Raw genomic sequence first — 11,949 nt, forward strand, 5'->3', positions numbered from 1 at the left:
CCCATGCGCATCGCCTTTTTCGTCAACTCCATCGAGGGCGAGGCAACGTATTACACGACGACGTCGCTGGCGTTGGCGGCGCTCTCCCGCGGCCACGAGGTCTGCTATGTCACGCCGGGAGACTTCGTGCTCCGCCCGGACGACAGCCTGCTCATCCGCGCAACGACCCTGACCGGCTCCAAACCGAAGAAGCCAGAAACGCTGCTCGCGAGCCTCAGAAGCGCTCAGGAGAAGGTGACCACCATGGAGATAAGCGAGATCCAGGTGCTCTTCCTCAGAAACGATCCCTCCGAGGACGCTGACCGGCGCCCCTGGGCCGTCTATGTCGGGACCAATTTTGGACGCTTGGCCGCGGCCCGGGGCGTCATCGTCGTCAACGACCCCGACGGCTTGGCGCTGGCGCAGAACAAGCTCTATTTCCAGGGCTTCCCGGAGGTCGTGCGACCGACGACGATGATCTCCAGGAGCATCGAGGAAATCCGCGCCTTCATCGACGACCATCCGGACGGCGTGATCCTGAAACCGCTGCAGGGATCCGGTGGCAAGAACGTATTCAAGATCCGCTCCAAGGACGAAGCCAACCTCAACCAGATCTTCGAGGCGGCGAGCGGAACCGGATACCTGATCGCCCAGAACTATCTTCCGGAGGCGGTCGGCGGCGACATTCGGCTTTTCCTGATGAACGGACGGCCGCTCGAGCGCGAAGGCGTCTATGCCGCCTTCCGACGCGTACCGGCAAAGGGCGATGTCCGCTCGAACCTGCACGCCAGCGGCACCGCCGAACCGGCGACCGTCACACCGGAAATTCTCGCCATAGCCGAAAAGCTGCGGCCCAAACTGATCGAGGACGGTATGTTTCTGGTCGGACTCGATATCGTCGGCGACCGTGTCCTGGAAGCCAATGTCTTCACCCCGGGCGGCCTGCCCGAAATCGAAGCGGCGCACGGGGTCGATTTCGGCGAGGACATCGTCATGGCGCTGGAGGAGAAGGTGCGGCTGCAGCAGCTCTATCAGGGCGCGCTCCCCAACCGCACGCTGGCGACACTTTGAGAAGGTACCAGGCCCACAATTTGCGGATGAATCCACAAGAACAAAAACAGTTGCATTCAAATGTGAGTTTACAAAAGTAATATTATATGATTTTTTCTCCACAGCTGCATCGAGAGCAGCTTTCTTTGGGAGGAAATCATGAAATTCGTGAAGGCACTTGCTAGTGCAACGATCCTTGCTGCCTGCACTTTCGGCAGCGCTTCGGCCGCCGAGCTCGTCGTCGGCTTTTCCCAGATCGGATCGGAATCCGGCTGGCGCGCCGCGGAGACGACGCTGACGAAGCAGCAGGCCGAACAGCGCGGCATCGACCTCAAATTTGCCGATGCGCAGCAGAAGCAAGAAAACCAGATCAAGGCGATTCGCTCCTTCATCGCCCAGGGCGTCAACGCCATCCTTCTCGCGCCGGTCGTCGCCACCGGCTGGGATGAAGTCCTGCAGGAAGCCAAGGATGCCGAAATCCCGGTGATCCTGCTCGACCGCACCGTCGACGCACCGAAGGAGCTTTATCTGACGGCAGTGACTTCGGACCTCGTGCATGAAGGCAATGTCGCCGGCAAGTGGCTCGTCGATACCGTGGCGGGCAAGCCCTGCAACGTCGTCGAGCTTCAGGGCACGACCGGCTCCTCGCCCGCCATCGACCGCAAGAAGGGCTTCGAAGCGGCGCTCTCCGGCAAGGACAACCTGAAGATCGTCCGCAGCCAGACCGGCGACTTCACCCGTACGAAGGGCAAGGAAGTCATGGAAAGCTTCCTGAAGGCCGAGGACGGCGGCAAGAACATCTGCGCACTCTACGCCCATAACGACGACATGGCCGTCGGCGCGATCCAGGCGATCAAGGAAGCCGGCCTGAAGCCGGGCAAGGATATCCTCGTCGTCTCGATCGACGCCGTTCCGGACATCTTCCAGGCCATGGCCGCCGGCGAAGCCAACGCCACGGTCGAACTGACGCCGAACATGGCCGGCCCGGCCTTCGATGCGCTTGCTGCCTATCTGAAGGACGGCAAGGAGCCGGCAAAGTGGATCCAGACGGAATCGAAGCTCTACACCCAGGCCGACGATCCGATGAAGGTCTATGAGGAAAAGAAGGGCCTCGGTTACTGATCTCGCTTGCGGCCCACGCGATCCGCTCGCGTGGGCCGACAATGTTCCATGGCGTCTCACCGGTCGTCGCGGAAAGAACGCCTGATCCTTGGCGAGGAATGGCGCGCGACGCCCCGATACGGCAACGCGCCGCCTTCCGGTGCAGAGACAGTTTCCATGCAGACCAGCAACGACAATATTCTCTCGGCCGTCCGCATCGAGAAGGGCTTTCCCGGAACGAAGGCGCTAGACAAGGTCGACTTTCACCTCAGGCGCGGCGAGGTCCATGCGCTGCTCGGTGAAAACGGCGCCGGCAAATCGACGCTCATCAAATGCCTGACCGGCGCCTATCGCAGGGACGGCGGCAGCATCCTCCTTGACGGTGCCGAAGTCGACCCGCGCGATACCTTCGACGCCCAGCGGCTCGGCATCGGTACCGTCTATCAGGAGGTCAATCTCCTGCCGAACCTGACCGTCGCGGAAAATTTGTTCCTCGGCCGCCAGCCGCGCCGCTTCGGCATGGTCGATACGCGCACCATGAACCGCAAGGCCCGTGAGCTGCTTGCCGAATACGAGCTCGACCTTGATGTCACCCGCGACCTCGCAAGCTATTCGGTGGCGATCCAGCAGGTCGTGGCGATCGCCCGCGCCGTCGATCTGTCCGGCAAGGTGCTGATCCTCGACGAGCCGACGGCGAGCCTCGACGCGCACGAGGTCGCCATGCTCTTCCGCATCGTCCGGCGCCTCAAGGCGCGCGGCCTCGGCATCATCTTCATCACCCACTTCCTCGAACAGGTCTACGAAATCTCCGACCGCATCACCGTGCTCCGCAACGGTCAGCTGGTCGGTACGCGCGAAACGTCCGACCTCAACCGGCGCGACCTGATCGCCATGATGATCGGTCGTGAGCTCGCAGCCGAGATTCATTCTGCGCGCGTCGAGACCGCCGAGGGCCGGATGCGTTACCGGTTCAGGAATTACGGCCGCCGCGGCCGCATCAATCCTTTCGATCTCGACGTCCGCGCCGGCGAGGTGGTCGGTATCGCCGGCCTGCTCGGCTCCGGACGCACGGAGACGGCGGAGGTGCTCTTCGGCGCCCATCGCGCCGACAGCGGCAGCGCGGAAATCGACGGCCAGACGGTCGATCTGTCGTCGCCGCGGGCGGCGATCCGCCACAAATTCGGCTTCTGCCCGGAAGACCGCAAGACGGCCGGTATCGTTGGCGATTTGTCGGTGCGCGAAAACATCGTGCTGGCGCTGCAGGCAAGGCGCGGCTGGACGCGGCCGCTCTCGCGCGCCGAACAGAACCGGCTGGCCGACCAGTACATTCGAGCGCTCGACATCCGAACCGCCGACCGCGAGAAGCCGATCAAGCTCTTATCCGGCGGCAACCAGCAGAAAGCGATCCTCGCCCGCTGGCTTGCGACCGAACCAGAATTCCTGATCCTAGACGAACCGACCCGCGGCATCGATGTCGGCGCGCATGCCGAGATCGTCAGGCTGATCGAGAGCCTGCGCGAGAAGGGCCTATCGCTGATTGTCATCTCGTCCGAAATCGAGGAACTGGTCGCCTATAGCTCCCGCGTCGTCGTGCTGCGCGACCGCAGCCACGTCGCCGAGCTCGGCGGAGACCGTATTACAGCGCATCAGATCGTCGAAGCGATCGCAGCGGCAAACGAGCGGGAGGCATCGTGACATCGATCGTGCGAACCTATCTTGGCAGGCTGCTGCCGCAATTGATCGCTCTGGCAATCATCATCCCGGCGATTTCAATCATTTTTCCCGGTTTCCTCAACCTGCAGATTCAGAACGGCCGGCTTTACGGCAGCCTCATCGATATCCTCAACCGCGGCGCGCCCGTGGTACTACTGGCGATCGGTATGACGGTCGTCATCGCCACCAAGGGCATCGATCTCTCGGTCGGCGCCATGATGGCGATCTGCGGCGCGGTCTCCGCCTCGCTGATCACCTCCGGCCATTCGCTGGCCGAAACGCTACTCGTCACCCTTGCCGTCGGCATCCTCTGCGGGGTTTGGAACGGCATTCTCGTCGCCGTCCTCGATATCCAGCCGATCATCGCCACCCTCGTGCTGATGGTCGCCGGGCGCGGCATCGCCCAGCTCATCACCGAGGGCGCCATCCTCACCTTCAACGATGCCGGCCTCATTTTCATCGGTAGCGGCTCCTTCCTGGGCCTGCCGATGCCGGTCGTCATCTGGCTGGTCTTCGGCATTCTCGTCGCGCTCGTCGTCCGGCAGACGGCGCTCGGCATGCTGGTCGAGGCAGTGGGCGTCAACAGGGAGGCGAGCACGCTCTCGGGCGTCTTCACGCCGGTGCTGCTGATTGCGGCCTATGTCCTTTCCGGCCTGTGCGCGGCGATCGCCGGCGTCATCGCCGCCGCCGATATCAAGGGGGCCGACGCCAATAATGCCGGGCTCTGGCTGGAGCTCGACGCGATCCTTGCGGTTGTGGTCGGCGGCACGTCGCTGCTCGGCGGCCGGTTCAGCATCGCCGCATCGGTCCTCGGCGCCGTCATCATCCAGGCGATCAACACCGGCATTCTCCTGTCGGGCTTCCCGCCGGAATTCAACCTGATCATCAAGGCGGCGATCATCGTCTTCATCCTGGTGCTGCAGTCGCCGCGTTTCCGGACCGCCTTCACCTTCGTCAGCATGCCACGCGCAGCCGGCAAACCGACCGAGCGAGAAGCAAAATGAAGCAGAAATATCTTCCGCTTACGGCGACGATCCTCATCTTCCTTCTGAGCTACGCGCTCTGTGCCGCGCAATACCCGAACATGCTTTCGACGCGGGTGATCGGCAATCTGCTGACCGACAACGCATTTCTCGGCATCGCCGCCGTCGGCATGACCTTCGTCATCCTTTCCGGCGGCATCGATCTCTCGGTCGGCGCGGTGATCGCCTTTACCGGCGTCTTCCTTGCGGTCGTGCTCGAACAGACCAGCATCCATCCGCTCGCCGCCTTCGTGCTGGTGCTCGCCATCACGACGCTCTTCGGGGCGCTGATGGGCGCAATCATCCATCATCTCGAAATGCCGGCCTTCATCGTCACCCTTGCCGGGATGTTCCTGGCCCGCGGCATGGCCTTCGTGCTGTCGATCGATTCCATTCCGATCAAGCACCCCTTCTACGCGACGCTGAAGAGCCTCTATTTCAAGCTGCCTGGCGGCGGGCGCATCACACTGATCGGCGGCCTGATGCTGCTCGTCTTTGCCGTCGGCATCCTTATCGCCCACCGCACCCGCTTCGGGACGAATGTCTACGCCCTTGGCGGCGGCACGGCGACGGCCAAGCTCATGGGCGTGCCGGTCGCCAGCACGACCGTCAGGATCTACGCGCTGTCGGGGCTCCTGGCCGGACTTTCCGGCATCGTCTTCTCGCTCTATACCTCGGCCGGCTATTCCCTTGCCGCCGTCGGCGTCGAGCTCGATGCGATCACTGCGGTCGTCATCGGCGGAACGCTGTTGACCGGCGGCTCCGGCTTTGTTGCCGGCACGCTCGTCGGTATCTTCATCCAAGGCCTCATCCAGACCTACATCACCTTCGACGGCACCCTTTCGAGCTGGTGGACCAAGATCCTGATCGGCCTGCTGCTCTTCGCCTTCATCCTCCTGCAGAAGGGGATCATCCGCCTCTCCCGCCCTGATCGGCAGCACGCATGACGAGGTGGAGGGCCGCCTAAAATGCCGTCGTCGGGTTTCGGCCACCAACCGGGCAAGCGGACCAGCCATCGGCTCGTCGTTGACGAGCTTGGCCAGGCGATCGTCTCCGGTCACTTCCCCGTCGGGGAAACGCTACCCGGCGACACTGAACTCGCGGCACGCTTCAACGTCTCACGCACGGTCCTACGTGAAGCGATGAAGACACTGGCCGCCAAGGGCCTCGTCGTGGCCCGGGCGCGGATCGGCACGCGCGTCATGCCGCGGGCCAACTGGAACCTGTTCGACGGCGACGTGCTCACCTGGCATTTCAGCGCCGGCGTCGACGAGGAGTTTCTGCGCCATGTCAGCGAAGTGCGCCTCGCCCTCGAGCCCTATGCCGCAAGCCTCGCGGCCCGCCGCGCGACTGATGCGGACATCGCCTGGATGATGCGGCTTGCCGTGGCCATGGGGGATGCGGGCCATAGTGGCCAGACGCTGGCGAAAGCCGATCTCGATTTTCACCTACGGCTGCTGGAAGCCTCGCTCAACCCTTTCATGCGGTCGGTCGGAAGCCTGATCGAAGCCGCACTCGTGGGTGTCTTCCGGCTGACCAGCCCCTCGGCGGACGACAGCGAAATCGACCGGGTCGCCTTGGCGCATATCCGCATCGTCGAGGAAATCGGCCGCCGCAACGAGGAAGGCGCCCGCCATGCCATGGAGCACGTCATCCGGGTGGGGCAGGAACGGCTGATCCTCGACCTCAGGGCACGGGAGAACTTGGCGTAAGTTCGCAGGCGCCCTGGGCGGGCCGCCCCTCATCCGGCCTGCCGGCCACCTTCTCCCCGCAAACGGTGCGAAGGAGACTCGCGGCACGCTCCGGTGCACATCGCCCTCTCTTCAAAGCGGAGAGCGGACACTGGACGGGCGCGGCTTGCCCCTTCTCCCCGTCAAAACGGGGAGAAGGTCGCGGCAGCGGGATGAGGGGCAGCGCGCGGCACAAATCGGAGGTTCGCGCGACCGCCTTCCCCTTCGATCCGCGTTCCCGTTTCCGCATCGAACAGATGCAGTTGCTGCGGATTGATCGCAAGGCCGATGACGTCGCCGCTTTTCACCTCTCCGCGTCCGGTCTCGACCACGGTCAATTCGGGCTGCGTCGCGGCGGTGACATAGGTGGCCGAGCCGGTCGATTCGACAATGCCGACCGGGACGTCGAAGGCCCCTTCGCCGGCGGTGACCATCCTGACATGCTCCGGTCGGATGCCAACGGTGACGGCGAGGCCGGGCGCCAGGCGCGCGGCAAGCGTCAACCTCGCCCGCGTCCTGCCGAAATCGAGGATTGCGTCCGCCCCGCCCTCCGCGACGATGGCCGGGATGAAGTTCATCGCCGGTGAACCGATGAAACCGGCGACGAACCTGTTGGCAGGCCTGTCGTAAAGGTCGAGCGGCCGTCCCTGCTGCTCGATCACGCCGTCGCGCATGACGACGACGTGGTCGGCCATGGTCATCGCCTCGATCTGGTCGTGCGTCACATAGACTGACGTAGCGTGCAGCCGGTCGTGCAGTGCCCGGATTTCCTTACGCATGTGGACGCGAAGGGCTGCGTCGAGGTTCGAGAGCGGCTCGTCGAACAGGAAAGCCTTTGGATGGCGTATGATCGCGCGGCTCATCGCCACGCGCTGCCGCTGCCCGCCCGACAGCTCCCGCGGATAGCGCTTCATCAGGTGCGAAAGGCCCGTCGTCGCGGCAACCTCTTCGGCTGCCTTCCGGGCTTCCGCTCTCTTCACGCCGCGAATGCGCAGGCTGTAGGTGAGGTTCTCCTCGACGGTCATGTGCGGGTAGAGCGCATAGGATTGGAAGACCATCGCCACGTCGCGCTTGCGCGGCGGAACGTCGTTCATCCGCTGGCCGGCGATCTTCATCTCGCCGGTCGAGATCTTCTCGAGGCCTGCGAGCGAGCGAAGCAGCGTCGACTTGCCGCAGCCGGACGGGCCGACGAGGGCGACAAAGGTCCCCTCCTCTATGGCGAGGTTGATGTCCTTCAGCGCATGGAAGGCACCATAATATTTGTTGACGCCGTTGAGCTCGATCTGGAGGGTCATTTGAGGGCTCCCGAGGTGAGGCCGGAAACGATACGGCGCTGCAAGAGGACGAAGACGGCGAGGACAGGCGTCACATAGATCGTGGCATAAGCCATGATGTTGTTCCATTCATTGGTGTTCGGCCCCATGAACGAGTTGAGACCGACGCTCGCCGGCTGCAGTTCGACCGCCTGGATCATCGATTTCGAATAGACGAACTCGCCGAAGGCCTGCATGAAGATCAGAATGGCGCTGACAAGGATGCCGTTTCTTGCAAGCGGCAGCACGATGTTGAAGAACGCGCCGATGCGTGAATTGCCGTCGACCAGCGCCGCCTCCTCGAGTTCCATCGGCACACTCATGAAGGTAGCCCGTACGAGCACGACGAAGAACGGCATGCTCTTTGCGGCGATCGCCAGAATGACGGCAAGCCGCGGCGTGTCGAGCAGGCCGAATTGCGAGAAGCCAACGAAGATCGGCGTCACCATCAGCGAGGCCGGCAGCACCTGAAGCATCAGGATCAGGAACAGTCCGATGTCCACCCAGACATTGCGGTAGCGCGCCAGCACATAGGCGCAGCCGACGCCGAGCACCGCGATCAGCGAAACGGCGCCGAAGGCGATGACCAGCGAGTTCCACAGGTAGCGTCCCATATTGCGGCTTTGCCAGACGAACTCGTAGATGTTCCATTGGGGATCGCTCGGCAGGAATTTCGGCGGCGTTGCGAACATCGCCGAACCGGTTTTCAGCGCAGTGATATACATCCAATAGAGCGGGAAAAGGTAGATGGCCGCCAGAACGAGCGCGACGGCAAACATCAGCCGATTGCGGAAATCGTCGGTCATCCTCGGACCTCGTGGCGGGTGGAGCGCACATAAACAATGGAAGCGAGCATCACGAAGACGATCATGATCACCGAGATCGTCGCCCCCTTGGCAAAGTCGTATTGCCGGAATGAAAGGTCCCAAGCCCAATACTGCGTCACGTTGGACGAGTTGTTCGGCCCGCCCGAGGTAATGCCGGCGAAGAGGTCGAACTGCTGCAGAGTGAAGATCAGGCCGAGCGCGATGATTGCGCCGATGGTCGAACGCATCATCGGCAGGGTGATCGTGAAGAAGCGCTGCAATGCGTTCGCTCCATCGAGCTCGGCCGCCTCGAAAAGGTCCTTCGGTATGCCCGACAAACCGACCGAAAGAAGGATCATGTTGAAGGAGGTGCCGAGCCAGATATTGGCGATGATCACCGCCCACAGCGAATAGTGCGGATCGGAGCGCCAGAAGATATTGCCTTCGATGATGCCTATCTCCCGCAGGAAGAAGTTGAGCACGCCGAAATCGCCGGAAAGGATCCAGTTCCAGATGGCGCCGACGACCAGACCGGGCATCACCCAGGAGACGAGAAAGAGGCCGCGCATCCAGGACGCTCCTGGAAAGTTCATCCAGAAGAACAGGGCGAGGGCGAAGCCGATGAGGAACTGGCCGGCGATCGAAGCGCTGACGAAAAGCGCGGTATTGACGAGGATGGGCCGGGTTTCGGGTTGCGAGAACAGGTCGACGTAATTCTTGAAGCCGACGAAAGGCCGGGCGAAGGTGCCCAGGCTAAACATGTCCACTTCCTGGAAGCTCATCACGACGTTGTAGACGAGCGGCAGCCCGGACATGACGAACAGGAAGGCGAGCGGTAGCAGAACGAGGCCGATGTCGAAGCCTTTTCCGTCCGTGACGCTGGCTAGTATTTTCTTCATTGGCTATCCCCCATCCCCGGAGGCGATCTCGGCCGAAGCCGCAGATCGCCTCTCTCGGGAGGAAACTCGAGGCGGATGCAATGACCCGCCGACGAATGCGCCGCCCGCGGGAGCGGCGGACGCTAGTCAGCCCAGAACCGACTTAATCTTTTCGGCAGCCTGATCGAGCGCGTCCTTGGAACTCATCTGGCCGGTCAAGGCCGCCTGGATAGCGTCCTGGATAGCCTTGGAGATCTTCGGCCACTCCGGATGCGGACCGCGCGGCTTGGCGTATTTCAACTGTTCGAGGAATACCTTGAGCGCCGCGTCCTTGAGCGGTTCGCCGGTCGGCGGAATAGCGATATCGGAACGGGCCGGCAACTGCCCAAAATCCTTGAACATCCTATCATCCTGCGAAACGAAGTATTCCAACACCTTGAAAGCTTCTTCCGGATGCTTGGTGCTCGAGAAGATCGCCCAGTTGAAGTCACCCATGGCAGAGGAGCGCTCGGCGCCCACTTGCGGCACCGGCAGCAGTGCGACGCCCCAGTCGAACTTCGCCTCCTTGATCATGCGGTCAAGTTCCCATGGGCCGGAAATCGCCATCGCCGCATTGCCCGAGTTGAATGTGCCGGTCGAATCCCATTGGCCGCGCGTAAGCGTATCGGGAGAAGCGAGCTTCTCGTCGAGAATGGTCTTCCAGATCTCGAGCGCCTTCACCGCACCCTCGGAGTTGATGTTGTCGTAGCTGGTGCCGGCCATCTGCGCCCAGGGCAGAAACTGGAAGGTTCCCTCCTCGTTTGCCTTGGCGGAGAAGGCAAGGCCGTATACGTTCGCGGCCGGGTCGGTCAGCTTGCGCGCCGCCTCCACCAGTTCGTCCCAGGTCTGCGGCGGCTTGTTCGGATCAAGGCCTTTCGCCTTGAACATGTCCTTGTTGTAGTAAAGCGCGATCGTGTTGGTCGCCTTCGGAATGCCGTAATACTTGCCGTCCCAAGTCACCGAGGCGAGCGGTCCTGGAAAATAGTTCTCCGGTTTGACCACCGAGGATTTCGCGATCATGTCGGTGAGATCGAGAAAGGCGCCGCGCGAGGAGAAGAGCGCGTGTTCGGGATTATCGACCGCGATGATATCCGGCGCCTGTCCGGTTGAATAGGCGCGCATTGCCTCGCTGACCACGTCATCAAACTGGATCTGCCGATATTCGACTTTAATTCCCGTGTTGAGTTTGTTGAAATCTTTTATCAAGTTCGGCGCCGGCTGGATGTCCCTGTCGAGCGACCAGACGCTAATGGTCACATCTTCCGCACTTGCGGACAAGGCCGGCAAGGAAAGGCTGGCAAGGGCGAATGCGCCCAGCATTGCATATCTGCTGATACCCATGGTCTCCTCCTCTCAATCGTTGACCCGCGGCCGGCATCCTCCACGCCGGCCGTCGGGCATGCCTCAGGCAGGATCGGCGACGAAATCACCTCCCCGGCAGGTCTTCAGGTAATTGAGCGCGTGCACCTGGCCGGTCATTTCCAACGCGTCGCGATAGACCGGATCGTGCCAGCCTTCGATATCGATCGAGCCGGACCAGCCGGCGAGCCTCAACTCGGAAATGATGTCGGTCCAGTTGCTGTCACCGAAGCCAGGCGTGCGCATGAAGACGAACTTCTCCTTGCCGAATATCCCGTGCTCGCGGATGACGTCCCAGCGGATCGTCGCGTCCTTGCCGTGCACGTGAAAAATCTTGTGTGCCCATTTGCGGATCTGCGGCGATGGCTCGATCAAGTAGACCATCTGGTGGCAGGGCTCCCATTCGAGCCCGATGTGGTCGTCTGGCGTCTCGTTGAAGATCAGTTCCCAGGCGTCAGGATTGTGTGCGATGTTCCAGTCGCCCGTCGCCCAGTTGCCGTCCATAGCGCAGTTCTCGAAGGCAATCTTGACGCCCCTGTCGGCGGCACGCGCTGCAAGCTCCCGCCAGACCTTCCGGTAACGCGGCAGGCTGTCGGTGAGCGGCCGGTTGCGAATGCGGCCGGTGAATCCGGCGACGCAGGTCGCCCCGAAATGGTGGGCATTGTCGATGCAGGCCTTCCAGCCTTGAAGCGTCTGCAGGTCGATGTCGGTCTCCTCGAGAGGATTGCCGAACATGCCAAGCGTCGAGATGGTGATGTCGCGATCGCCGATCGCCTCGCGGCAACGTTTGCCCAACTCGGCGAGATCCTGCCCGTTGGTCGTCTGCCAGAAGAACGGCTCGAAACTCTCGAAGCCGAGGTCAGCGATCTCGGCGATGCGCTTCGCCGCCTCGCCCTTGGTGGCGCTGACCATTGTGCCGATGCGAATGGACTTGGCTGGATTGCTCATCAAATGCCTCG

Annotated in this window: 11 protein-coding genes; 6 read left to right on the forward strand and 5 right to left on the reverse strand. The window is 62.4% G+C overall.

Annotated features, from left to right (window positions below; all coding sequences use genetic code 11):
• Window positions 1-3: 3 nt before the first annotated feature.
• From CO656_RS02475 to CO656_RS02500, 6 genes are all read left to right on the forward strand, one after another.
• Complete coding sequence (locus CO656_RS02475) at window positions 4-1,050, forward strand: glutathione synthase (protein ID WP_037425584.1); 1,047 nt, start codon at window positions 4-6, stop codon at window positions 1,048-1,050.
• A 138-nt stretch (window positions 1,051-1,188) separates the two neighbouring features.
• The gene (gene ytfQ, locus CO656_RS02480; RefSeq protein WP_097524682.1) at window positions 1,189-2,151 is read left to right on the forward strand and encodes a galactofuranose ABC transporter, galactofuranose-binding protein YtfQ; all 963 of its coding nucleotides are present in this window, start codon (window positions 1,189-1,191) and stop codon (window positions 2,149-2,151) included.
• Between the two features lie 156 nt (window positions 2,152-2,307).
• Window positions 2,308-3,825 carry a galactofuranose ABC transporter, ATP-binding protein YtfR gene (gene ytfR / locus CO656_RS02485; protein WP_097524683.1) on the forward strand — a complete coding sequence of 506 codons (1,518 nt, stop codon included), beginning with the start codon at window positions 2,308-2,310 and terminating at the stop codon, window positions 3,823-3,825.
• Window positions 3,822-4,847, forward strand: a complete 1,026-nt coding sequence (locus tag CO656_RS02490) for an ABC transporter permease (RefSeq protein ID WP_097524684.1) — start codon at window positions 3,822-3,824, stop codon at window positions 4,845-4,847. Before ytfR ends, CO656_RS02490 begins: the two co-directional genes overlap by 4 nt.
• Complete coding sequence (gene yjfF, locus CO656_RS02495; protein ID WP_097524685.1) at window positions 4,844-5,812, forward strand: galactofuranose ABC transporter, permease protein YjfF; 969 nt, start codon at window positions 4,844-4,846, stop codon at window positions 5,810-5,812. Before CO656_RS02490 ends, yjfF begins: the two co-directional genes overlap by 4 nt.
• Window positions 5,813-5,833: 21 nt before the next feature.
• Window positions 5,834-6,577, forward strand: a complete 744-nt coding sequence (locus tag CO656_RS02500) for a FadR/GntR family transcriptional regulator (protein WP_037425598.1) — start codon at window positions 5,834-5,836, stop codon at window positions 6,575-6,577.
• A gap of 161 nt (window positions 6,578-6,738) precedes the next feature.
• On the opposite strand, the gene CO656_RS02505 is transcribed toward CO656_RS02500, so the two are convergent.
• The 5 genes from CO656_RS02505 to CO656_RS02525 form a co-directional block, all read right to left on the reverse strand.
• Entirely contained in the window at window positions 6,739-7,890 is a 1,152-nt protein-coding gene (locus tag CO656_RS02505) for an ABC transporter ATP-binding protein (protein WP_097524686.1), read from the reverse strand.
• Window positions 7,887-8,714, reverse strand: a complete 828-nt coding sequence (locus CO656_RS02510) for a carbohydrate ABC transporter permease (RefSeq protein WP_097524687.1) — start codon at window positions 8,712-8,714, stop codon at window positions 7,887-7,889. The genes CO656_RS02505 and CO656_RS02510 overlap by 4 nt, the downstream gene beginning before the upstream one ends.
• Window positions 8,711-9,613, reverse strand: a complete 903-nt coding sequence (locus tag CO656_RS02515; RefSeq protein WP_037425607.1) for a sugar ABC transporter permease — start codon at window positions 9,611-9,613, stop codon at window positions 8,711-8,713. The genes CO656_RS02510 and CO656_RS02515 overlap by 4 nt, the downstream gene beginning before the upstream one ends.
• Window positions 9,614-9,739: 126 nt before the next feature.
• Window positions 9,740-10,972, reverse strand: coding sequence for a sugar ABC transporter substrate-binding protein (locus CO656_RS02520; RefSeq protein WP_097524688.1), 1,233 nt, complete (start codon window positions 10,970-10,972; stop codon window positions 9,740-9,742).
• Window positions 10,973-11,035: 63 nt separating this feature from the next.
• Window positions 11,036-11,938 (reverse strand): sugar phosphate isomerase/epimerase, encoded by a 903-nt coding sequence (locus CO656_RS02525; protein WP_097524689.1) that lies wholly within the window; start codon window positions 11,936-11,938, stop codon window positions 11,036-11,038.
• Window positions 11,939-11,949 lie beyond the last annotated feature (11 nt).

It is taken from the genome of Sinorhizobium sp. FG01, assembly GCF_002531875.1.
GTDB classification, from domain to species: domain Bacteria; phylum Pseudomonadota; class Alphaproteobacteria; order Rhizobiales; family Rhizobiaceae; genus Sinorhizobium; species Sinorhizobium fredii_C.